Origin of the sequence: Leifsonia sp. NPDC056824 (genome assembly GCF_042789575.1) — a bacterium.
Taxonomy (GTDB): domain Bacteria; phylum Actinomycetota; class Actinomycetes; order Actinomycetales; family Microbacteriaceae; genus Leifsonia.
This window is the reverse complement of sequence record NZ_JBHUAV010000001.1, coordinates 1,027,214-1,047,061: the sequence shown is the minus strand read 5'-3', so window position 1 is coordinate 1,047,061 and position 19,848 is coordinate 1,027,214. Positions and strand designations below refer to the sequence as shown.

The following is a 19,848-nucleotide window of genomic DNA, read 5'->3' as shown; positions in this document are numbered from 1 at the left end:
GCGCGCGCTGACAGGCTGGACAGGTCGAAGGGGAGTAGCTCCCCGCGGCACGTCGACATACTGGCCGGCCACGAAGCCCGGCCCGGCGTGCCACCTCGCGGCAGCGTCCGCGGGGCGAGCGAGACCTTCGGCCACCCGTCAGCGGTGGCCGGTCTCCTCGCGCGCCCGGTCGCCGCGCGAGCGAGAGGACCGTCCGATGCCCGGACCCGCCCCCACTGTCAGGCCCGCCCCGGCCCCCGCCACCACCCGGCCCCGCCGTCCCGCCGTGCGGCTCCTCCTCCCGCTCGGCATCGTCGTCGCCGTCGCCGCCCAGGGCGTCGCGCTGCGCCTCACCGGGGTCGACCTCCCGCCGCTCGTCGGGATGCTCTCCTTCGGGCTCGCCATCGTCGCGGCCGCGTTCGCGCTCGCGTGGGCCGGGGAGGCCGCCGAGCTGGACATCTCCGGCGGCCTCGCGGTCGGCCTCCTCGCGGTCGTCGCGATCCTTCCGGAGTACGCGATCGACCTCTACTTCGCGTTCTCCGCCGGGTCCGACCCGTCGCTGGCCCCGTACGCGGCCGCCAACATGACGGGGTCCAACCGGCTGCTGCTCGGGTTCGGCTGGCCGTTCCTCCTGCTGGTCGCGTTCCTCGCGCTCCGCGCGCTGCGCGCCCGTCGTTCGCCCGATCCGGATGTGCGGCGTCGGCCGTTCGCCATCGCCCTACCGAGGGAGAACCGCACCGAGCTCGGCCTGCTCCTGATCGCGTCCGCGCTGACGCTGGTCATCCCACTGACCGGCCGGATCGACGTCGCACTCGGCGTCGTTCTTGTGTCGCTGTTCGTCTACTACCTGGTCCGCGTGGCGCACACCGAGACCGAGGAGCCCGAGCTCGTCGGCGTCGCCCGCGACCTGGGCGCGCTGCCGACGCGCGCGCGCCGTGCGACCGTCGTCGCGATCTTCGCGGTCGCGGCCCTCGTCATCCTGGCGCTCGCCGAGCCGTTCGCGCACAGCCTGATCTCGGGAGGCCGCGCCCTCGGGGTCGACGACTTCCTGCTCGTGCAGTGGCTCGCTCCGCTCGCCTCCGAGGCGCCCGAGTTCGTGATCGCGGTGCTCTTCGTCGTGCGCGGCCGGGCGGCGGCCGGCCTCGGCATCCTGCTCGCCAGCAAGGTCAACCAGTGGACGGCGCTCGTCGGCACCCTCCCGCTGGCGCACGCGATCGGCGGCGGAGGCTGGGCGCTGCCGCTCGACGGCCGGCAGACCGAGGAGTTCGTGCTCACCGCGACGCAGACCCTCCTCGGCGTGGCCATGCTGCTGTCGCTGCGGTTCGACTGGCGGTGGGCGGTGGCCCTGTTCGCGCTGTTCGCGGCCACCTTCGTGTTCCCGTCGACGGACGCGCGCTGGATCGTCTCGGCCGGCTACGCGCTGCTGGCCGTCGTGCTGTTCGCAGTCCGAGGTCGTGGATTCGCGAGAGCGCTGGCTGCGCCCTTCCGGAGGTCGGAGCCTCGGCCGTAACGGGATAGCGAGGGTGTGTCAATCCCCTTTATTCGGCCAGCACTTCGGGGTCCATCTAAGGCACTATGGCAGCTATGGGAAAACTGCTCTACGGCGCAGGTCAGGAATATGACCTCGACGATCGCGTGCTGAGCCACGTCAAGCTCGCCGTCGTCGCCAAACTCCGCCGACACGAGAGCTTCCTCCTCAACTGGGACGTCCCCGTCGACCAGGGTTCGGGGCGTGTGTCGCTCTGGATCAGCCGCGAGATCCCGCTCGCCTTCCAGTTCGCCGGCAGCCGGCCTCCCGCGATCAACTCGCAGTGGCTCGAAGCGCTCATGCACACCTCGCAGCGCACCGGCGGCATGGTCGTGATGGCCGAGGACGAGGCCGACCAGCACCTGCCCTTCTGACCGGAGCGCTCAGTCGCCGCGGGCCTCGTCGAGGGCGCGTTCGGCGTCACGCACGGCCCGTTGCAGCTCCGGGATGCGCCGCCTGAGCGCGCGCTCGGCGGCCTTCGACTCGGCGAGCTCGGCCTCGGTGCGCTGAAGGCGGCGTTCGAGCGCGTCGCGCTCGGCCTGGAGGTCGGAGCGGCGGTCGACCTCCGCGTCCAGTTCGTCGTCGAGGGTCTCGGCGTCGGCCCGAGCGCGTTCGAGAGCGCGCTCGGCCGCGCGGATCGTGCGCTCGCGCTCGCGGCGGTCGCTGGCGGACTCGGTCCCGGCGCCGGGTGCGTGATCGCTCTCCTCCTGCGGCGGGGCCGCCTTCCTGGGCTTCGCGGGCTCCGGGGCCGCCAGCGGCTCGGCGCTCCGCTCCGCGGCGGCGGCAAGCGCCTCCTCGCCCAGCGGCAGTGCGACCGCGTCGGCCAGGTCCACCGACTCCACTCCGGTCGACTCGAGCGCGCGCACCAGCATCCCGCTGCGCACCGCGGCCGCCGCGACCGGGTCCACGACGGCGGCCTGGAGGGTCTCCTCGACTTCGCGGCCGACCGCCGCACTCGTCCCCAGGTCGCGGAGGGCACGTTGCAGCAGCCGTTGCCGCTCCCGGGTCAGGTCGCGGATGGCGTCCCGGTCGCGCGCGGCGAAGGCGTCCCGCATCCGGTCGCCGAGCTGGAGGATGCGGTCGACCAGTTCGGGGTCGCGTCGCGTCAGCGCGTTGACCGCAGCGGCGGACGCCGTCGGCTTCCGCAGCGCCTTGATGCCCTTCGCCAGCTCGCGGTCGGCTCCCGCGGCGGCCGAGGCCCGCGCGGCGACGAATTCCGCGGGCTCGACCCCGTACAGCTCCGCGGCCACGTCGCGCAGGTTCATGGCGCGAGTGTACGCGTGACGGTGGGTCAGTGGTCGCGCAGCTCCTTCACGAGTTCCGACTTGGTCTTCTTCGAGTAGCCGCTCAGGCCGAGCTCTTTGGCGCGTTTCTTCAGCTCCGGCACCGTCCAGTCGTCGTAGGAGCCGGACTCGCCGCCAGTACGGCCGACGGACTTCCGGCCGCGAGCGGCGGCGGCGTTGGAGATGCGAGCGGATTTCTCCTTCGAGTTGCCCTCGTCGCGCAGCTTCTCGTAGAGCTCCGGGTCCTTCAGCGAGTTCTCCCGTCCGGGCATGATGCGCTCCTCTCGTCGTCCGGCCCGCACGGTACGCCGAGGCACGGCCGGCGCCAGGGGTTGAGAAACGTCGAAGGGGTCCACGACCGGACGGCCGCGGACCCCTTCGACGGTGGTGACTACGCGCGCGGAGCCTTCGACGCCTTGATCGCCGCGAACCACGCGGACGACGGCCGCAGCCAGATCAGGATGACGGCGACGATCGACGCGATCACCTGGATGAGGCCGAACGGGAAGCCCGGCAGGATGTTCGCCAGAGACAGCACGGTCAGCACCGTGAGGACGATTCGCGCCCAGTTGGCGCCGCGCCGCATGAAGAAGGCGAACAGCACGAACACGATGGCCCAGAAGATCAGCGTGACGACCGACAGGCCGATGGCGACGCCGATCGCCGCGGTGGCCAGCGTGTCGATGTTCTGGCCGTGCAGGTTCTGGGTCTGCAGCGTGCGGATGAACGCCGCTCGGTTGCTGCTCGCCGAGGTGATGGTGACGATGCCGCCGATCACGCTGAGCACGGCGCTCGCGATGTACAGCCAGAACGCCGTGTTGACGGTCGTCGGGATGCGGGTCGGTGCGGCGACGGGCGCCGGAGGGACGGCCGCGTACGACGGGAAGGCACCGGGCGGCGGCGGGACGGCTCCGGCCTGCGGCGCGGGAGGCGCGGGAGGGTAAGCGCCGGCGGGCGCGGCGGGCGGTGCCATCGGCGGCACAGGAGGCACGTCGGAGGCGGGGGCCGCAGGCGCGGCGGGCTCGGTCGGCGCTGCGGCCGGCTCGGTGGGCTCGGGGACCGGCGGGACGGCGCCGGCTGTGTTGCCGCCGTCGGGAGGCTGCGGCGTGTTCTCGTCCTCAGGAATGGTCATGTTCGCGACGATACTGGAATACCGAAATTCCGGCTACAGTCCGCGCGCGTGCCGCGCATCCCGTCAGACGGGCCGGCGCGTCGTGCGTGGCCCAGCGGCCGTCAGGTCAGCGAGTCGAAGTCGAACCAGAACGAGTCGTCCTCCTCGTGGTCGCTGGCCGTGGCCGGCTCACGGGGGATGCTGGCGGTCTCGATGCGCACACGGGTCTGACTGGTCACGAAGATCTCGCTCGGCGGACGGCTCGACTGCGTGATGGCCACGAAGTCGCCGTCGTTGCGGCTCGCCTGGATGACCCGCCGCTTCAACTCTTCGACGGGCTCGCGATCGACGAACGTGAACCTCAGTTCATCGATGTAGACGTGGAACACCTGCATGCCCTATCTCCCCGAAGTTGCCTTACCCGCCAGATAGTACGCGCCCATCCCCTTTCTACCAGTGCAGAACTGTATCGAGGGCCGCTCGCGGCCGGTCATTTCGTCGGATGGGGCGCTCACAGCATGTCGACGTCGAAGTCGTCCGAGCCCTCCGTGCCGAGCCTGACGAACGTCGCTCTGCGCGGGCCGAGTGCGGCCACCCGGTCGTCGAGCCCGTTCACGAAGTCGTCGTCGAGCAACTCTGGCCCGTCGAAGTGCTCCGACTCGGCCATGATCTGGCTGGCCGGCCCGAGCAGCATCACGATCTCGCCCACCGCGCCGTCCTCGAGGATCGCCGGCGCGTGCACTTCGGCGGCGGCCGTATTGGTCGCCAGGGCCGCCGCGTACTTCACCAGCACGTCCGCGATCGCGTCGCCGGTGAGCACCGAGCCGCTCGCGTAGTGAATCCTCTTCATAACCCATCAATACGTGCGGAACGGCAAGCGGTCAAGGTTGCGGCAAGGGGGTTGACTGCTCCCCGCTACCATGGGCCGGTGAGCCCGATCGCTGAGGATGACATCGTCCGCCGGTTGCGCGCCGCGGGCTGCGTCTTCGCCGAGGAGGAGGCCGCGCTGCTGCTCGAGGCGGCCGCATCGCCGGAGGAGCTGGAGGCCCTGGTCGGCCGCCGCGTTGCGGGCGAGCCGCTGGAGCCGCTGCTGGGCTTCGCCGAGTTCGGCGGCCTGCGCATCCGTGTGGATGCGGGCGTCTTCGTCCCGCGCCGCCGCACCGAGCTGCTCGCGCGGGAGGCGGCGGCGCTGACCCGGCCGGGCGACGCGGTGCTCGACCTGTGCTGCGGGGCCGGCGCGATCGGTGCGGTCATCGCCTCCCGTGTGCCCGGCGCGGTGGTGTACGCGGCCGATGTCGAGCCGGCCGCCGTGCGAGCCGCCCGGGCGAACCTCGACCCGGCCCGCGTGTTCGAGGGCGACCTGTTCGCCCCGCTGCCGACCGAGCTCCGCGCGGCGCTCGCCGTGATCGCGGTGAACGCACCGTACGTCCCGACGGACGCCATCGCGCTGATGCCGCCGGAGGCGCGCCTCTACGAGCCGGCGGTGGCGCTGGACGGCGGCGCGGACGGCCTCGACCTCCACCGCCGGATCGCCGTGGAGGGCCCGGACTGGCTGGCGCCGGGAGGCTCGATCGTCATCGAGACCAGCGACGAACAGGCGGCGCGCACCGCCGCCCTGTTCGAGGCGTCCGGGCTCGCGGCGCGCGTGCTGACCGACGACGACCTCGACGGGACGGTCGTGATCGCGTCCCGGCGGCCTCCGACGCCCTAGAACCCGCGGCGGCGCAAGGGATACCCTTTTTCCTGTTTTCGGTCTAAGTTCCACCTCATGACCAGCCTTACCCGAAGGCTGCCGCTCGGTGTGACCCACCCGACCGTCTTCGACCGCATCCGGCAGAGCGGAGTGATCGCCGCGACCGTCCTCGCGCTGTGCGGCGCGGTGTACGGATCCGGGCTCGCGGGAGGCCGGCCCATCCCACGCGTCGCGGGCGGTGCCCTCGGACCCGACGCCACGCTCCTCGCGCCGGCCGGCCCGGCGTTCGCCATCTGGTCCGTGATCTACCTGGGCCTGGCCGGCTACGCGATCTGGCAGGCGCTGCCGTCGCAGGCCGCCCGTCACCGCCAGCGCGCGGTGGGTTACTGGATGATCGCCTCGCTCGTCCTCAATACCGCGTGGATTCTGGCGGTTCAGGCCGGACTGCTCGCGCTGAGCGTCCCGGTCATCGTCCTCCTGCTCGTCGTCCTCGTCGTCGCGTTCGCGCGGCTGCGGCACGAGCCGGGCGGAACGACCGCCGACGCCGTCCTCCTCGACGGGACCGTGGGCCTCTACCTCGGCTGGGTGATCGTGGCGACGGCCGCGGACGTGGCGGCCTGGCTGCAGGCGGCCGGCTTCACCGGCTTCGGGATGACGCCGGAGGTCTGGGCGATGGCAGTGCTCACGGCGCTCGCCGTGGTGGCCTGCGCGCTCGCGGTGTGGGACCGCGGCCGGCTGACGCCCGCGCTCGCGTCGGCGTGGGGACTCGTGTGGATCGCCGTCTCGCGCGTGGTGGGCGGCCTCCCGAGCGCCGTGGTGGCGGTCACGGCGCTCGCCGCGGGGGTCCTCGTGATCATGGTCGCCGTGGCGGTTCGCGTGGCACGCGGCGGGCGCGTGCGGCGCAGCTGACCCTGGTGGAACCTGAGGTCTGACACACAGGATTTCTCGAAGATCGGCACCTACGCTGAGTGGATGCCCGCCCGCCGTACCCGCCGCCGCGCGGCCGCCGGACTCCTGGCCTACACCGCGTTCGTCGCCGCCGTGGGGTTGTGGCCGACGCCTGTCGACCGCCCGTTCGACCCGTTGCTGTTCCGCATCCTCGGTGCGGGGGCGGTCATCGGGCTCCGGCCGCTCGACGCCTACGACGCGATCGAGTTCACGGCCAACGTGGCATTCTTAGTGCCGCCCGCCCTGCTCCTGGTGCTGATCGCCGGCCTCCGCCGCTGGTGGGTGGGCCCGCTCGCCGGCCTGCTCTGCAGCATCGCGATCGAGCTCACCCAGCACTTCCTCCTGCCCGCCCGGTTCGGCACCGTGAACGACGTGATCGCGAACACCCTCGGGGCGCTGATCGGCACCGGGATCGGAGTGCTCATGGTGGCGCGGCGGCGCGCGGATGCACGCGTTTCGCCGACGACCTGACACGATCGTCCGGGGGAGACGAGAGGAGACGCCGACGCGATGGCTGGAGTGCTGACCGGTTTCGGGATCATCGCGTTCGTCATCCTGGTCGGCTACCTCGCCGGACGGTTCCGGGTCGGCGGGCCCACCGCGCCGTACGTGCTCAACCGGATCGCGTTCTTCGTCACCAACCCGGCGCTGCTGTTCGTGACGCTCGCGCACGCCGACCTGAAGGTCGTGTTCTCGACCCAGCTCATCGTCGCCGCCATCGCCGCGCTGGCCGCGGCGGGCCTCTTCCTGCTGCTGTCGCGGCTGTTCTTCCGGCGGCCGGCGGCGGAGACGACGATCGGGACGCTCGGCTCCGGCTACGTCAACGCCAACAACATCGGCCTCCCGGTCGCGGTCTACGTGCTCGGCAGCGCGTCGTACGTGGCTCCGGTGCTGCTGCTCCAGCTCATCGTGTTCGCGCCGATCGCGCTCACGGTGCTCGACATCACCAGCCGCGGGACGGTGTCGCTGTGGTCGATCCTGACCCAGCCGGTGCGCAACCCGATGATCATCGCCTCCCTGCTCGGCATCCTCGTGGACGTGCTGCACATCCCGATCCCGGCCGCGGTCTACCAGCCGTTCGAGCTGCTCGGCGGTGCCGCGGTGCCGCTCGTGCTGATGGCGTTCGGGATGTCGCTGCACGGGTCGCGGCCGCTACAGGCGGGGCACGGGCGGGTCGAGATAGCGACCGCGGTGCTCCTCAAGTCGGTCGGGATGCCGTTGGTCGCGTTCGCCGTGGCGCGGTACGCGTTCGGCCTCGAGGGGCACGCGCTGTTCGCGGCGGTCGCGCTCGCCGCCCTCCCGACCGCGCAGAACGTCTACAACTTCGCCGCCCGCTACGAGCGGGGGATGCCGGTGGCGCGCGACATCGTGCTGCTGACGACGCTCTTCGCGGTGCCGGTGCTGCTCGTCATCGCGGCCCTCCTGGCCTGACCCGGCGCACATTCGTGCCGAATGTCGCCTCTGACGCGCTCAGAGCCGCGATTCGTCACGAATGTCGGGCTCGCGATTCGTGACGAATGTCGCGTGTGGCGCGGTCAGAGGCGCGATTCGTGACGAATGTCAGAGGCGCGATTCGTCGAGCTCGCGCAGGTACTCGGCGTTGCCGCGGAGCCCCGCCTCGTAGCGCAGCAGGTCGGGGGTGCGGATGCGGTCGGCGGCGAGCTCCATGAGCTCGGCGACGGCGGCGTCGCTGCGCCCGGCCGCGTGCAGCGAGAGCGCGTGCCAGACCCGCACCGACTCGGACTCCGGGAACGCGTCCCGTGCGCGGTCGAGCACTGCGAGCGACTCGTCGAAGCGCTCCAGGTTGCGCAGGGTGCTGCCGTACTGCAGCAGGCACTTGCGGCGGATGTCGCCCTCCAGCCCCACCTCGAGCGCGCGCTCGTAGTAGCCGGCCGCCGTCAGTTCCTCGCCGGCGGTGTCGTAGGAGCCGCCCACCTCGTAGAGGACGTGCGCGTCGTCGGGGTGCTCGGCGAGTACGGCCAGGAACGCCTCGATGGTCGGCGCCATGTTCTCGCGGTCGCGCGCGGCGAACAGCAGGGCGAGACGGTCGAGCAGCTCGGGGGAGGTGGCGGGCATGCGCACCAGCCTACGGGCGCAGCACGCTCTCCACGGCCTCCCGCAGCGGCGCGGGCAGCTCCGACGGCCCCAGCTCTTCGGTGAGGACGCGCCCGTACTGCTCCTTGCGACCGGAGGTCGTGCCCAGGAACCGGTGCAACTGGGCGAGCACCGGCCGCTCGCGCTGCGCCGGCTGCCGCTGGAACGTGCGGAACAGGCCCAGGTCGCCCTCGCGCGCAAGCGCGGCCTCCGCCCGCTCGGCGCCGAGCGCCCGCAGCAGCTCGCCCTCCAGGTCCGGCCGGCACACCGACACGGACGCCTCGTCCAGCCCGGCCCGCTCGAAGTAGCGCGCCTCGCCGGCGTCGCACAGTCCGTGCAGCCGCAGATGCGCCGGGCGCAGCATCCCGACGAACCGGCGCACGCTCATCGCGCCGCCCATCGGCAGGATCGCCACCCCCGCGGCGGCCGGGTCGACCCCGAGCAGCCGGGAGGCCTCCCGGCAGGCGGCGCGGTCGCTCGCGCCCTCCACGAGCAGCGCACCGGCGAGCTCCGGCGGCACGGGGACGGGCACGGCGCCGGCCCGCTCGGACCACACCGCCGCCGCGCGCTCGAAGCGTGCCACCGCGTCGTCGGAGTCCGGCATCGGTTCCATCACCCGGCCCATTCTGCTCCTGGTGCCGTCGCCGCGGCGCGCGTACGGTGCAGCCCATGAAGGTCATCATCTTTGTGGCAGGCGTCGCCGTCGGGTTCGTGATCGGCTCCCGGGCGGGTCGCGGCACGTACGAGAACATGCGGAACAAATGGCAGGGCTTCTCCGGCTCGGACCAGGTGCAGCAGGTGAAGGACGGTGTTCGCGACTTCGCCGGTCAGGCCGCCTCCGACCTCAGCGACAAGGTCACCGAAGCCGTCGGCAAGGCGTCGGACAAGCTCGACGAGGTCACGGGCAAGAAGGCGGACACCACCCCGACCGAGGCGTGAGCGCTGGCCGGGGTCAGGCTCCCGTGCCGGCTCAGGCTCCCTGGGGCGGGTGCGCCAGCAGCTCCACGCGCTCCGCCAGATAGGCGGCGAAGCCGACGGTCTGCTCCGACGACGCGCTCCACCGCACGAGCGCCTCGCCGTCGCGTAGCAGCAGCGGGCCCGTGGTGGCCCGCAGCGCTTCCACGGTCAGCTCGATCTCCGGCGCGTCGAAGTCCACGGTCTCGCCGTCGCGGAAGTGCCCGCGCTCGGCCGCCGCGCGGTACGCACGCCGGGTCTCCGCCGACTCCGACACGTACTGGGTCCGCCCCGGCGGTGTCGCCCGCACGAGCCGGCCGGTCGCGAACAGCGTTCCGTCGCGGCCGAGCAGCAGCACGCCCAGCCGCCAGACCCGCCCCTCCGGTCGCAGCACCGGCTCGCGCGGGATGCCGAACGTGCGGCGCCGCGGCACCAGGACCGCGCGTGCCTCGTCCCGGGCGCCCGCCTCGCTCAACTGCGTCACGGCCTCCGCGAGCGCGTCGCGGATGCGGGCGACGGCCTCCCGGTCACGGGAGTCCTGGTCGTTCGGGTCAGCCACGCATCCGAGGATAGGCCGCCCGGGTGGCGCTGCGGTCGGCCGCCGTCGTGGGGCGGATCGAGAAGGAGGTCGCATCCGTGATCATCAGCAGCTCGACGCCCTGCGCGTGGCGCAGGATCACGAGGGCCGACGCGTCGGACTCGGCGACCCGCTCCACCTGGTTGAGGAAGATGCGCGCCATCTCGTCGCTGACGTGGAAGTCGCGTCCGAGCGCGTGCACGATGTACCCGGGACCGTGGGACTGAGGCGACTCGAGCCGTGTCTCCTGCCGGAACCCCTCGACCGCCGTCCTCGCCGCTGCCGTCATCGTCATCGGTCCCCTCCTCCGCTCGCGGAGCCCCGAACCCCCGCCCAGTAGACCGTAAGCCTGCCGGGCGAATGTGGCCAGGGGGTTGACGGGGGGTTAGATGGAAGCATGAAAACCCTGAGTCTTCCGAACATCGCTGTGCCCGCTTCCAACATCATCCTCGGCTTGATGCGGATCAGCCCGCTGTCCGACGAGGAGATCCGCACACTCGTCGGCACCGCCAGGGACGCGGGCGTCACCGTCTTCGACCACGCCGACATCTACGGCGGGGAGCGCCACGGCTGCGAGACCCGGTTCGGCGAGGCGGGCGCCATCCCGGCCGCTGAGCGCGACCAGGTCGTCATCCAGTCGAAGGTCGGCATCCGCAAGGGCTACTTCGACTTCTCGCGCGAGCACATCCTCACCACCGTGGACGAGTCGCTCGCCGCGCTGCGCACCGACTACCTCGACCTGCTGCTGCTGCACCGCCCCGACACCCTGGTGGAGCCGGAGGAGGTCGCGGCGGCGTTCGACGAGCTGGAGGCCTCGGGCAAGGTGCGCGCGTTCGGCGTCTCCAACCACACGCCGGGCCAGATCGAGCTGCTGCGCCGCTGGGTGAAGCAGCCGCTGAAGGTGAACCAGCTCCAGCTCAGCATCACGCACTCGCCGATCATCGCGCAGGGCGTCGCGGCCAACATGGGCGGGCTGGACCAGTCAATCGTCCGCGACCTCGGCATCCTCGACTACGCCCGGCTGAACGACATCACGCTGCAGGCGTGGTCGCCGTTCCAGAAGGGCTTCTTCGACGGCGTCTTCCTCGGCGACAGCGAGGAGTATGCGGAGCTGAACGACGCGCTCGACGAGCTTGCCGGCAAGTACGGCGTCACGCCGACCGGCGTCGCCACCGCCTGGATCACCCGGCACCCCGCGAACATGCAGGTCGTCCTCGGCACCACCAACCCGGGCCGGGTGCAGGAGGCGGCCGCCGGCTCCGACCTGCCGCTGACCCGCGAGGAGTGGTACCGCCTCTTCCGCCTGGCCGGCCACACCCTCCCGTAGCCCGCGAACTGCCGCGTACTCGTTCGCGCGCCAAGAATCCCTGGCGCGTCCGGCGAGCCGTGGGTGCCGCTGAGCGCCGGGGCGGGCTACCGTCATCCAAGTGGAAGACGTCCGGCTCGGCGCCTCGCGGCGGCTCGCGGCGAGACTGAGGCTCCTGCGCGTCGGCGGGGTCCGGCAGACGCTGGTGCGCCCGACGGACTCCCCGCAGGCGTTCGTCGCCGGCCGGCAGAGCCTCCGGGTGCTGCTGGCGGGCTCCGGTCCGGTCTCCGGCTGGGGCATCGGAAGCCACGACCTCGCCCTGCCGGGCGCCCTCGCGCGGGCGATCGCGGCGACCACCGGACGCGGCGTCGTCGTGGATGTCGTGACGCACGAGACGGCGGGCGTCCACCGGCTGGCCGGGATGGTCCGCGGCGCGGGCGCCGGACGGTACGACCTCGTCATCCTGAGCGCCACGGTCGCGGACACGATCCGCATGGTCGAGCCCGGCCGGTGGGGCGCCCACGTCGCCGCGCTGCTGCGGGAGGTGCGCGGCAGCGGTGCGGGACTGGTTGCCTGGCTCGGCGCGCAGCCGATCCGGTCGCTGCCGCCGTTCGACGACGACTTCCGCGACTTCGTGCGGCAGCACGCGGAGCGGCTGAACCGCGTGGCGGAGCACGCCTGCGCCGCCACGGGCGCGATGTTCCTCCCGCTGCCCGAGTCGCCGAAGCCCGAAGGCGGCCGACACAGGAGCCCGGCCGACTACCTCTTCTGGGCGCGCTGGATCACCGACGAACTCGCCCCGGCCCTGATCGGCCACCCCGTCGAGGCCGGGCATCACACCTCCACCGCCGAGGACCGGGTGGCGGCGATCAGACGGCTGCGGCTCGGTGAGTACAAGCAGGACGGCCGGCTGGAGGGGCTGGTCGGCACCGCGCAGCGCACGCTCGGCGCCGAGATCGCGATGTTCACGGTTCTCGACGACCGCACGGAGTGGCCGATCGCGGCCGTCGGGGCGTCGCCGCGCGAGATCCCCATCGAGCAGTCGGCGTGCCTGCACACCCTCCAGTCGCCGGACGGGATGGTCGTGCCCGACGCCGAGAACGACCCGCGGTTCGCCGCGAGCGAGCTCGTCACCGGCCCCGCCCACCTCCGCTTCTATGCCGGGTACCCGGTGGAGGCGCCGGATGGCACCCGCATCGGCGCGATGTGCGTCTTCGGCCGCTCGCCGCGGCAGCCGGCCGAGTCGGACGGGGACCTCGACGTCCTCCGCGAGCTCGCGCTGCTCGCCCAACGCGAACTCTGGCGCTTCGACCCCGCCTCCTGACCCGCCGCCATCAATTCCGGACTTGTGCACGCGACACGCCGGGCGGGGGCGTGCATAAGTCCGGAACTGTTGGCGGCGGGGTCAGGAGGAGGCGGCGGTGAGGGCGGCGCGGCAGCGGTCGAGGGAGCCGCCGAGGGACCAGCGCTCGGCGAGGGACTCCAGGGCGGCGCGCTGCTCGTCGCCGGGGACGCGCAAGCGGGCGTCGACGTCGCCGAGCGCGAGGTCGCGGACGACCTCCACGACGGTCGGCGCGACGGCGAGGTAGTCGACGGCGGCGGCGAACCTGTTCCGCAGCGCGGGCTTCATCGCGCTCGCCGGGTCGGCGGCGGCCGCCTCGATCCCGCTCAGGTCGCCGTACTCGGCGAGCAGCGCGCCCGCCGTCTTCTCGCCCACGCCGGCGACGCCGGGCAGCCCGTCGGAGGAGTCGCCGCGCATGACCGCGAAGTCCGCGTACTGGTGCGCGTGGATTCCGTACTTGGCCACGATCGCCGCGTCCGTCAGCACCTCGAGGTTGCTCATCCCGCGCGCCGTGTAGACCACGCGCACGTCCCGGTCGTCGTCGACGAGCTGGAACAGGTCGCGGTCGCCCGTCACGACATCCACCGGGCCCGGAGTGACGGTGGCGAGCGTGCCGATCACGTCGTCCGCCTCGTGCTGCGCCGCGCCGACGATCGCGATGCCGAGGGCGTCCAGCACCTCCCGGATGACCGGCACCTGCACGACGAGCTCGGCGGGCACCTCCTCCACGTCGACGCCGCCGGGGACCTCCTGCGCCACGCGGTGCGCCTTGTAGCTCGGGATGAGGTCGACCCGCCAGCGTGGCCGCCAGTCGTCGTCCCAGCAGGCCACCAGCGACTCCGGCCCGTAGTCGGTCACGAGCTTCGCGATGATGTCGAGGAAGCCGCGGATCGCGTTCACCGGGGTCCCGTCCGGCGCGCGCACCGTGTCGGGGACGCCGTAGAACCCGCGGAAGTAGAGGGATGCGCTGTCGAGGAGCATCGTTCGCCCGGTCACAGCCCGATCATGCCATGGCCGCTAAGGTGAGCGCATGGCCGGAACCATCGTCGTGGAACGCACCGACACCATCCAGACCACGCCCGAGGCGCTGCTGCCCCACATCGCGGAGCTGCCGCGCTGGGTGGACTGGTCGCCATGGGAGGGCATGGACCCCGCGCTGAAGCGCACCTACACCGGTGAGCCGGGCGCGGTCGGCTCGACCTACGAGTGGAGCGGCAACCGCAAGGCCGGGGCCGGGAAGATGCGGATCGAGTCCGTGCAGCCCGACGGCGTCGGCGTCGCACTCGACTTCACGCGGCCGTTCAAGTCGAGCAGCCATGTCCGTTTCCTGCTGACGCGGGAGGGCGACCGCACGCGCGTCATCTGGCGGATGGAGAGCGAGAAGACCTTCTTCAGCCGGTTCTTCAACCTGGACAAGCTGGTCGGCCCCGACTTCGAGAAGGGACTCCGCCGGCTCAAGATGCTGGTCGAGTCATGACGCTGGCACCGCTGCTGGTGTCGGCCGTCGCGGTGATGCGCGACCGGCGCGTGCTCATGGTGACCTCCCGCGGTCGCGATGTGTACTACATGCCGGGCGGCAAGGTGGACCCGGGCGAGACCGCGGCCGAGGCGGCGGCACGGGAGGCCGAGGAGGAGGTCGCGCTCGCGCTCGACGTCGACGCGCTCGCCGAGCTGTTCGAGGTGCGGACGCAGGCGCACGGCGAGCCGGACGGCCGGCAGGTGCACATGCGCGTGTTCCGGGCGGAGACCGCGGCCGAGCCGGTGCCGTCCGGTGAGGTGGATGCGGTGCACTGGGTGACGACGGCCGACGCCGACCGGTGCCCGCCGGCAGGGCACGCGGTCCTCGAGCGCCTCGCCGCCCTCGACCTCATCGACTGATCGCGCTGCCCGCATCCGCCGAGGGGCACGTAAACGCCCCTAAAACCGCCGAATAAGGGCGACAACGTGCCCTTCGGCGGGCTGGAGCCGGGTGTGCGGGAGGGTGACCGTTAGGGTGTGGATGTGAGTGAGAGCGGGCGCGCGCCGGGCGTGCGGGAGGTCGCGGCCGCCGCGGGCGTCTCGCGGCAGACCGTGTCGCGCGTGCTCAACGACCACCCGAGCATCCGGCCGGAGACGCGCGAGCGCGTGCTGACGGCGATGGCCGACCTCAACTTCCGCCCGAACCGCGCCGCGCGCATGCTCACCACCGCGCGCTCGCGCACCATCGGCGTGCTGGCGTCGTCGGCGTCCTCGCTGTTCGGCCCGGCCTCCAGCATCGACGCCGTCGAGCGGGCCGCGCGCGACGCGGGATACTTCGTCACCGTCGCGCACGCGGCATCCCTCGACCCGGCGGACCTCGGCGCGGCCGTCGACCATCTCGGGGCGCAGTCGGTGGAGGGCGTCATCGTCATCGCCCCGCAGCGGGCGGTGCAGGAGGCCATGACCGCGCTCTCGCTGGCGGTCCCGTCCGTCGCCCTGCACGGGGCGGGGGTCGCGGGCGACGAGGGCGTGTTCGTCGACCAGGTGGAGGGCGCCCGGCTGGCCACCCGGCACCTGCTCGCGCGCGGCCACACCCGCATCGCGCACCTCAGCGGCCCCGGCGACTGGTCGGAGGCGCGAGCACGCCGCGACGGCTACCTGGCCGAGCTGGCCGCGGCCGGGCAGGAGCCCGTGGTCTCCCGGGAGGGCGACTGGACGGCTGCGTCCGGGGCGGCGATCGGCGCGGAGCTGCTCGCCGACCCGGAGCTGACGGCGGTGTTCTCGTCGAACGACCAGATGGCGCTCGGGCTGCTGCACGCGGCGCGCGAGCGGGGTCGCCGGGTGCCGGAGGACCTCGCGGTCGTCGGCTTCGACGACATCCCGGAGGCCGCGTACTTCGCGCCGCCGCTGACGACGGTGCGGCAGGATTTCGCCGAGCTCGGCCGCCGCGGCGTCGCACGGCTGGTGGCGCTGATCGAGGGACGCGAGCTGGCGTTCGATGCGCCCGTGGCGCCGGAGCTCGTGGTCCGCGACTCGGCTTGACACCTCCCGCGGGGGATCGTCTACACTCGTTCCATCACATGTGACCGGTCACAACGGAGTGAGAGAACCATGAACACCCAGCGCGACGCCCTCGTCGCCGGACGCACGGCCCTCGGCATCGAGCTCGGCTCCACCCGCATCAAGGCCTGCCTGGTCGACGCCGACGACCCGGCGATCGTCCTGGCCGTCGGCTCCCACGACTGGGAGAACGAGTTCGCCGACCGGGTCTGGACCTACCCGCTCGACGCCGTCTGGTCCGGCCTCCAGGCCGCGTACGCCGCGCTCGTCGCCGACGCGGAGGCGCGCCACGGCGCCCGGCCGCGGACCTTCGGCGCCATCGGCGTCTCCGCGATGATGCACGGCTACCTCGCCTTCGACGCTGCGGGGGAGCTGCTGGCGCCGTTCCGCACCTGGCGCAACACGACGACCGGCGCCGCGAGCGCCGAGCTCAGCGCGTTGTTCGGCGTCAACATCCCGCTGCGCTGGTCGATCGCGCACCTCCACCAGGCCGTCCTCGACGCCGAGCCCCACCTGGCGCGCGTGCACTCGATCACCACGCTTGCGGGCCATGTGCACGAGCGCCTCACCGGCCGTCGCGTGCTCGGGGTCGGCGACGCGTCGGGGATGTTCCCGATCGACGCGGCCACGAAGACCTACGACGCCGAGCTGGTCGCCCGCTACGACGACCTCATTCGGGACAGAGCGACGCTGCCGGCCCTGCGGGACCTCCTTCCGGACGTCCTCGTCGCCGGTGAGCCGGCTGGCGACCTGACGCCGGCCGGAGCCCTTCTCCTCGACCCGTCGGGCGGGCTCCAGCCCGGCATCCCGCTGTGCCCGCCGGAGGGCGACGCCGGCACCGGCATGGTCGCCACGGCCTCGGTCGCCCCGCGCACCGGCAACGTCAGCGCGGGCACGAGCATCTTCGCGATGGTGGTCCTGGAGCGGCCGCTCGCCGAGACGCACCACGAGCTCGACCTGGTGACGACGCCCGCCGGCGACGCCGTCGCGATGGTGCACTGCAACAACGGCGCGAGCGAGCTGTCGGCGTGGGCCGGGCTGTTCGGGAGGTTCGCGGAGGCCGCCGGAGCGCCGGTCGCACCCGACGCGGTCTTCGAGACGCTGTTCCGCGAGGCCCTCGACGGCGAGCCGGACGCGGGAGGCCTCCTCGCCTACAACTACCTGGCCGGCGAGCCGATCACCGGCCTGGACGAGGGCCGCCCGCTGGTCGTCCGCACCCCGGACAGCCGTCTGACGCTCGCCAACTTCGCCCGCGCCCAGCTCTACGGCGTCTTCGGGACGCTCGCTCTCGGGATGCGCGTGCTGCACGCGGAGGGCGCCGCCCTCGACCGGATGTTCGCGCACGGCGGGATGTTCCGCACCGCCGGCGTCGCGCAGCGATTCCTGGCCGGGGCGCTGGACGCGCCGGTGTCCGTCGCCGAGACCGCGTCCGAGGGCGGGGCGTGGGGTGCCGCCGTGCTCGCCGCGTACCTGCGCGCGGCCCGCTCCGGCACGCCACTCGCCGTGTACCTCGACCGCGACGTGTTCGGAGGCTTCACCGCCGAGACCGTGCAGCCGCACCCGGACGACGTGGCCGGCTTCGCCGCGTACCTCTCCCGCTACGACGATGGCCTGGCCGCCGAGCGCGCCGCCGTCGCCTCCATCGCCCTGAAGGGAGCCGCCCGATGACCGCCACCCCCGAATCTCCGTTCGCCGAGTCCTCCGCAGTCCGCCGCACCCGCGAGCAGGTCGCCGCCCTCCACGCCGAGCTCGTCCGCTACGGCCTGGTCGTCTGGACCGGCGGGAACATCTCCGGCCGCGTCCCCGGCGAGGACCTCTTCGTCATCAAGCCGAGCGGCGTCGACTACGACGACCTCACGCCGGAGAACATGATCCTCTGCACCCTCGACGGCGAGGTCGTCCCCGGTTCGGCCGGAAGTGACCGGTCCCCCTCCTCCGATACCGCCGCGCACGCCTACGTCTACCAGAGCATGCCCGGGGTCGGCGGCGTCGTGCACACCCACTCCACCTACGCCACCGCATGGGCCGCGCGCGCCGAGGCGATCCCGTGCGTGATCACCGCGATGGCCGACGAGTTCGGCGGGCCGATCCCGGTCGGGCCGTTCGCGATCATCGGCGACGACTCCATCGGCCGCGGCATCGTCGCGACGCTGGTGGGCCACCGCAGCCGGGCCGTGCTCATGCAGAACCACGGCGTCTTCACGATCGGCCGCGACGCACGCGACGCCGTGAAGGCCGCAGTCATGACGGAGGACGTCGCCCGCACCGTCCACATCGCCCGGCAGGGCGGCCCGCTCGTCCCCCTCCCGCAGGAGGCGATCGACAGTCTCTTCGACCGCTACCAGAACGTCTACGGACAGAACCCGGAAGGTTCCCTCGCCTGATGCCGAAGCTCACGACCTCCCTCGACCACTACGAGGTCTGGTTCCTCACCGGGAGCCAGCACCTCTACGGACCGGAGACGCTCGCGCAGGTCGCCGAGCAGTCCCGCGGCATCAGCGACCGGCTGAGCGCGTCCGCCGACGTGCCGGTCCGCGTCGTCTGGAAGCCGGTGCTGACCGACTCCGACGCCATCCGACGCATCATGTTGGAGGCCAACGCCGACGACGCCGTGATCGGCCTGGTGGCGTGGATGCACACCTTCAGCCCAGCCAAGATGTGGATCGCCGGCCTCGACGCCATCCAGAAGCCGCTGCTGCACTTCCACACGCAGGCGAACGTCGAGCTGCCGTGGGGCGAGATCGACTTCGACTTCATGAACCTCAACCAGGCCGCGCACGGCGACCGCGAGTTCGGGTACATCCAGACCCGGCTCGGGGTGCCGCGCACGACGGTCGTCGGCCACGTCAGCAATCCGGCCGTGACGCAGCGCATCGGCACCTGGACGCGCGCCGCCGCCGGCCACGCGGCCACCCGCTCGCTGAAGCTCGCCCGCTTCGGCGACAACATGCGCTTCGTGGCGGTGACGGAGGGCGACAAGACCGAGGCCGAGGTGCGGTTCGGTGTGCAGGTCAACACCTGGGGCGTGAATGAGCTGGCCGACGCGGTCGCCGCCGCCTCCGACTCCGCGGTGGACGCGCTGGTCGCCGAGTACGAGGACCTCTACGGCGTGGCTCCCGAGCTGCGCCGCGGCGGCGAACGTCATCAGTCGCTGCGGGACGGCGCGGCGATCGAGGTCGGGCTGCGGTCGTTCCTGGAGGAGGGCGGCTTCGGCGCCTTCACCACCAGCTTCGAGGACCTCGGCGCGCTGAAGCAGCTCCCGGGCCTCGCCGTGCAGCGCCTGATGGCGGAGGGCTACGGCTTCGGCGCCGAGGGCGACTGGAAGACCGCCATCCTGGTCCGCGCCGCCAACGTCATGGGCGCCGGCCTCCCCGGCGGCGCGTCGCTCATGGAGGACTACACCTACGACCTCACGCCCGGTGACGAGCGCATCCTCGGCGCGCACATGCTGGAGGTCTCGCCGTCGCTCACCAGCGCGAAGCCGACCCTGGAGGTCCACCCGCTCGGCATCGGCGGCAAGGACGACCCGGTGCGCCTGGTCTTCACCGCCGACCCCGGTCCCGCAGTCGTCGTGGCGCTGTCGGACCTGCGCGACCGCTTCCGGCTCGTGGCGAACGTCGTGGAGGTCGTGGAGCCGACCGCCCCGCTGCCGAAGCTCCCGGTCGGCCGGGCCGTGTGGAAGCCGGCGCCCGACTTCACGACGTCCGCGACCGCCTGGCTGGAGGCCGGCGCCGCACACCACACCGTGATGAGCACCGCCGTCGGCATCCAGGCGTTCGAGGACTTCGCCCGCATGACCCGCACCGAACTGCTCGTCATCGACGAGCACACAACCCTGCGCGCCTTCTCCCGCGAACTCGACTGGAACGCCGCCTACCACCGCCTAGCCCGCGGCCTCTAGCCGCGCGCCTCACACTCCCGGCCGCCGGCATGTCATCGGCGTCGGCGGCCGGGTCCCAAACAATCGATTCCGGAGTTGTGTACGCGACACGCCGTGCCCCGGCGTACACAACTC

The 19,848-nt window shown here is 72.5% G+C and carries 25 protein-coding genes; 15 read left to right on the top strand and 10 right to left on the bottom strand.

Annotation, left to right across the window (positions count from 1 at the left end; all coding sequences use genetic code 11):
- The first annotated feature begins 196 nt into the window (after positions 1-196).
- Together ACFRFH_RS05175 and ACFRFH_RS05170 are read left to right on the top strand one after the other, a co-directional pair.
- Positions 197-1,489, top strand: a complete 1,293-nt coding sequence (locus ACFRFH_RS05175) for a sodium:proton exchanger (protein WP_382461936.1) — start codon at positions 197-199, stop codon at positions 1,487-1,489.
- A 74-nt stretch (positions 1,490-1,563) separates the two neighbouring features.
- On the top strand, positions 1,564-1,881 hold the full coding sequence (locus ACFRFH_RS05170) for a hypothetical protein (RefSeq protein WP_382461935.1): 318 nt from the start codon (positions 1,564-1,566) through the stop codon (positions 1,879-1,881).
- Between the two features lie 9 nt (positions 1,882-1,890).
- Here ACFRFH_RS05170 and ACFRFH_RS05165 read toward each other — a convergent pair whose 3' ends face one another.
- The 5 genes from ACFRFH_RS05165 to ACFRFH_RS05145 all read right to left on the bottom strand — a co-directional run bounded on the left by ACFRFH_RS05165 (position 1,891) and on the right by ACFRFH_RS05145 (position 4,751).
- The gene (locus ACFRFH_RS05165; protein ID WP_382461934.1) at positions 1,891-2,772 is read right to left on the bottom strand and encodes a hypothetical protein; all 882 of its coding nucleotides are present in this window, start codon (positions 2,770-2,772) and stop codon (positions 1,891-1,893) included.
- A 26-nt stretch (positions 2,773-2,798) separates the two neighbouring features.
- Positions 2,799-3,062: a Rho termination factor N-terminal domain-containing protein gene (locus tag ACFRFH_RS05160; RefSeq protein WP_382461933.1), complete on the bottom strand. Its 264-nt coding sequence runs from the start codon at positions 3,060-3,062 to the stop codon at positions 2,799-2,801.
- A 119-nt stretch (positions 3,063-3,181) separates the two neighbouring features.
- Positions 3,182-3,922 carry a hypothetical protein gene (locus ACFRFH_RS05155; RefSeq protein WP_382461932.1) on the bottom strand — a complete coding sequence of 247 codons (741 nt, stop codon included), beginning with the start codon at positions 3,920-3,922 and terminating at the stop codon, positions 3,182-3,184.
- Positions 3,923-4,023: 101 nt separating this feature from the next.
- On the bottom strand, positions 4,024-4,296 hold the full coding sequence (locus tag ACFRFH_RS05150) for a hypothetical protein (protein WP_382461931.1): 273 nt from the start codon (positions 4,294-4,296) through the stop codon (positions 4,024-4,026).
- A gap of 116 nt (positions 4,297-4,412) precedes the next feature.
- Entirely contained in the window at positions 4,413-4,751 is a 339-nt protein-coding gene (locus tag ACFRFH_RS05145) for a hypothetical protein (RefSeq protein WP_382461930.1), read from the bottom strand.
- Positions 4,752-4,829: 78 nt separating this feature from the next.
- Here ACFRFH_RS05145 and ACFRFH_RS05140 point away from each other — a divergent pair, with 78 nt between their 5' ends.
- The 4 genes from ACFRFH_RS05140 to ACFRFH_RS05125 all read left to right on the top strand — a co-directional run bounded on the left by ACFRFH_RS05140 (position 4,830) and on the right by ACFRFH_RS05125 (position 7,973).
- Complete coding sequence (locus ACFRFH_RS05140) at positions 4,830-5,612, top strand: putative protein N(5)-glutamine methyltransferase (RefSeq protein ID WP_382461929.1); 783 nt, start codon at positions 4,830-4,832, stop codon at positions 5,610-5,612.
- A 57-nt stretch (positions 5,613-5,669) separates the two neighbouring features.
- Positions 5,670-6,503 carry a tryptophan-rich sensory protein gene (locus ACFRFH_RS05135; RefSeq protein ID WP_382461928.1) on the top strand — a complete coding sequence of 278 codons (834 nt, stop codon included), beginning with the start codon at positions 5,670-5,672 and terminating at the stop codon, positions 6,501-6,503.
- A 63-nt stretch (positions 6,504-6,566) separates the two neighbouring features.
- Positions 6,567-7,013 carry a VanZ family protein gene (locus tag ACFRFH_RS05130; RefSeq protein WP_382461927.1) on the top strand — a complete coding sequence of 149 codons (447 nt, stop codon included), beginning with the start codon at positions 6,567-6,569 and terminating at the stop codon, positions 7,011-7,013.
- 39 nt (positions 7,014-7,052) lie between these two features.
- The gene (locus ACFRFH_RS05125) at positions 7,053-7,973 is read left to right on the top strand and encodes an AEC family transporter (protein ID WP_382461926.1); all 921 of its coding nucleotides are present in this window, start codon (positions 7,053-7,055) and stop codon (positions 7,971-7,973) included.
- Between the two features lie 129 nt (positions 7,974-8,102).
- Here ACFRFH_RS05125 and ACFRFH_RS05120 read toward each other — a convergent pair whose 3' ends face one another.
- Both ACFRFH_RS05120 and ACFRFH_RS05115 read right to left on the bottom strand, forming a co-directional pair.
- Positions 8,103-8,618, bottom strand: coding sequence for a tetratricopeptide repeat protein (locus ACFRFH_RS05120; RefSeq protein ID WP_382461925.1), 516 nt, complete (start codon positions 8,616-8,618; stop codon positions 8,103-8,105).
- 10 nt (positions 8,619-8,628) lie between these two features.
- Positions 8,629-9,249, bottom strand: a complete 621-nt coding sequence (locus tag ACFRFH_RS05115) for a TOPRIM nucleotidyl transferase/hydrolase domain-containing protein (protein ID WP_382462731.1) — start codon at positions 9,247-9,249, stop codon at positions 8,629-8,631.
- Positions 9,250-9,305: 56 nt separating this feature from the next.
- Between ACFRFH_RS05115 and ACFRFH_RS05110 the strand changes: the two genes are divergently transcribed.
- A complete protein-coding gene (locus ACFRFH_RS05110; RefSeq protein ID WP_382461924.1) occupies positions 9,306-9,575 on the top strand; it encodes a hypothetical protein in 270 nt (89 codons plus the stop codon).
- 31 nt (positions 9,576-9,606) lie between these two features.
- Here ACFRFH_RS05110 and ACFRFH_RS05105 read toward each other — a convergent pair whose 3' ends face one another.
- Both ACFRFH_RS05105 and ACFRFH_RS05100 read right to left on the bottom strand, forming a co-directional pair.
- On the bottom strand, positions 9,607-10,149 hold the full coding sequence (locus ACFRFH_RS05105; RefSeq protein WP_382461923.1) for a hypothetical protein: 543 nt from the start codon (positions 10,147-10,149) through the stop codon (positions 9,607-9,609).
- Positions 10,142-10,462, bottom strand: coding sequence for a TetR family transcriptional regulator (locus ACFRFH_RS05100; RefSeq protein WP_382461922.1), 321 nt, complete (start codon positions 10,460-10,462; stop codon positions 10,142-10,144). The genes ACFRFH_RS05105 and ACFRFH_RS05100 overlap by 8 nt, the downstream gene beginning before the upstream one ends.
- A gap of 102 nt (positions 10,463-10,564) precedes the next feature.
- Here ACFRFH_RS05100 and ACFRFH_RS05095 point away from each other — a divergent pair, with 102 nt between their 5' ends.
- Positions 10,565-11,494 (top strand): aldo/keto reductase family oxidoreductase, encoded by a 930-nt coding sequence (locus ACFRFH_RS05095; RefSeq protein WP_382461921.1) that lies wholly within the window; start codon positions 10,565-10,567, stop codon positions 11,492-11,494.
- A gap of 100 nt (positions 11,495-11,594) precedes the next feature.
- Positions 11,595-12,797, top strand: a complete 1,203-nt coding sequence (locus ACFRFH_RS05090; protein WP_382461920.1) for a GDSL-type esterase/lipase family protein — start codon at positions 11,595-11,597, stop codon at positions 12,795-12,797.
- A gap of 81 nt (positions 12,798-12,878) precedes the next feature.
- On the opposite strand, the gene ACFRFH_RS05085 is transcribed toward ACFRFH_RS05090, so the two are convergent.
- Positions 12,879-13,811: a 5'-3' exonuclease H3TH domain-containing protein gene (locus ACFRFH_RS05085; protein ID WP_382461919.1), complete on the bottom strand. Its 933-nt coding sequence runs from the start codon at positions 13,809-13,811 to the stop codon at positions 12,879-12,881.
- A 34-nt stretch (positions 13,812-13,845) separates the two neighbouring features.
- Here ACFRFH_RS05085 and ACFRFH_RS05080 point away from each other — a divergent pair, with 34 nt between their 5' ends.
- The 6 genes from ACFRFH_RS05080 to araA all read left to right on the top strand — a co-directional run bounded on the left by ACFRFH_RS05080 (position 13,846) and on the right by araA (position 19,734).
- Positions 13,846-14,292: an SRPBCC family protein gene (locus ACFRFH_RS05080; protein ID WP_382461918.1), complete on the top strand. Its 447-nt coding sequence runs from the start codon at positions 13,846-13,848 to the stop codon at positions 14,290-14,292.
- Positions 14,289-14,693: an NUDIX domain-containing protein gene (locus tag ACFRFH_RS05075; RefSeq protein ID WP_382461917.1), complete on the top strand. Its 405-nt coding sequence runs from the start codon at positions 14,289-14,291 to the stop codon at positions 14,691-14,693. The genes ACFRFH_RS05080 and ACFRFH_RS05075 overlap by 4 nt, the downstream gene beginning before the upstream one ends.
- 123 nt (positions 14,694-14,816) lie before the next feature.
- A complete protein-coding gene (locus tag ACFRFH_RS05070; RefSeq protein ID WP_382461916.1) occupies positions 14,817-15,815 on the top strand; it encodes a LacI family DNA-binding transcriptional regulator in 999 nt (332 codons plus the stop codon).
- 69 nt (positions 15,816-15,884) lie between these two features.
- Positions 15,885-17,501 carry a xylulokinase gene (locus tag ACFRFH_RS05065; protein ID WP_382461915.1) on the top strand — a complete coding sequence of 539 codons (1,617 nt, stop codon included), beginning with the start codon at positions 15,885-15,887 and terminating at the stop codon, positions 17,499-17,501.
- On the top strand, positions 17,498-18,217 hold the full coding sequence (locus ACFRFH_RS05060; protein WP_382461914.1) for an L-ribulose-5-phosphate 4-epimerase: 720 nt from the start codon (positions 17,498-17,500) through the stop codon (positions 18,215-18,217). The genes ACFRFH_RS05065 and ACFRFH_RS05060 overlap by 4 nt, the downstream gene beginning before the upstream one ends.
- Complete coding sequence (araA, locus tag ACFRFH_RS05055; RefSeq protein ID WP_382461913.1) at positions 18,217-19,734, top strand: L-arabinose isomerase; 1,518 nt, start codon at positions 18,217-18,219, stop codon at positions 19,732-19,734. Before ACFRFH_RS05060 ends, araA begins: the two co-directional genes overlap by 1 nt.
- Positions 19,735-19,848 lie beyond the last annotated feature (114 nt).

Coding starts and splice junctions, on each gene's coding strand:
- ACFRFH_RS05060 (WP_382461914.1), top strand. CDS start 17,498: ATGACCGCCACCCCCGAATCTCCGTTCGCCGAGTCCTCCGCAGTCCGC.
- ACFRFH_RS05165 (WP_382461934.1), bottom strand. CDS start 2,772: ATGAACCTGCGCGACGTGGCCGCGGAGCTGTACGGGGTCGAGCCCGCG.
- ACFRFH_RS05170 (WP_382461935.1), top strand. CDS start 1,564: ATGGGAAAACTGCTCTACGGCGCAGGTCAGGAATATGACCTCGACGAT.
- ACFRFH_RS05175 (WP_382461936.1), top strand. CDS start 197: ATGCCCGGACCCGCCCCCACTGTCAGGCCCGCCCCGGCCCCCGCCACC.
- ACFRFH_RS05065 (WP_382461915.1), top strand. CDS start 15,885: ATGAACACCCAGCGCGACGCCCTCGTCGCCGGACGCACGGCCCTCGGC.
- ACFRFH_RS05095 (WP_382461921.1), top strand. CDS start 10,565: ATGAAAACCCTGAGTCTTCCGAACATCGCTGTGCCCGCTTCCAACATC.
- ACFRFH_RS05080 (WP_382461918.1), top strand. CDS start 13,846: ATGGCCGGAACCATCGTCGTGGAACGCACCGACACCATCCAGACCACG.
- ACFRFH_RS05155 (WP_382461932.1), bottom strand. CDS start 3,922: ATGACCATTCCTGAGGACGAGAACACGCCGCAGCCTCCCGACGGCGGC.
- ACFRFH_RS05120 (WP_382461925.1), bottom strand. CDS start 8,618: ATGCCCGCCACCTCCCCCGAGCTGCTCGACCGTCTCGCCCTGCTGTTC.
- ACFRFH_RS05110 (WP_382461924.1), top strand. CDS start 9,306: ATGAAGGTCATCATCTTTGTGGCAGGCGTCGCCGTCGGGTTCGTGATC.
- ACFRFH_RS05160 (WP_382461933.1), bottom strand. CDS start 3,062: ATGCCCGGACGGGAGAACTCGCTGAAGGACCCGGAGCTCTACGAGAAG.
- ACFRFH_RS05145 (WP_382461930.1), bottom strand. CDS start 4,751: ATGAAGAGGATTCACTACGCGAGCGGCTCGGTGCTCACCGGCGACGCG.
- ACFRFH_RS05135 (WP_382461928.1), top strand. CDS start 5,670: ATGACCAGCCTTACCCGAAGGCTGCCGCTCGGTGTGACCCACCCGACC.
- araA (WP_382461913.1), top strand. CDS start 18,217: ATGCCGAAGCTCACGACCTCCCTCGACCACTACGAGGTCTGGTTCCTC.
- ACFRFH_RS05100 (WP_382461922.1), bottom strand. CDS start 10,462: ATGACGATGACGGCAGCGGCGAGGACGGCGGTCGAGGGGTTCCGGCAG.
- ACFRFH_RS05130 (WP_382461927.1), top strand. CDS start 6,567: ATGCCCGCCCGCCGTACCCGCCGCCGCGCGGCCGCCGGACTCCTGGCC.
- ACFRFH_RS05115 (WP_382462731.1), bottom strand. CDS start 9,249: ATGGAACCGATGCCGGACTCCGACGACGCGGTGGCACGCTTCGAGCGC.
- ACFRFH_RS05075 (WP_382461917.1), top strand. CDS start 14,289: ATGACGCTGGCACCGCTGCTGGTGTCGGCCGTCGCGGTGATGCGCGAC.
- ACFRFH_RS05150 (WP_382461931.1), bottom strand. CDS start 4,296: ATGCAGGTGTTCCACGTCTACATCGATGAACTGAGGTTCACGTTCGTC.
- ACFRFH_RS05125 (WP_382461926.1), top strand. CDS start 7,053: ATGGCTGGAGTGCTGACCGGTTTCGGGATCATCGCGTTCGTCATCCTG.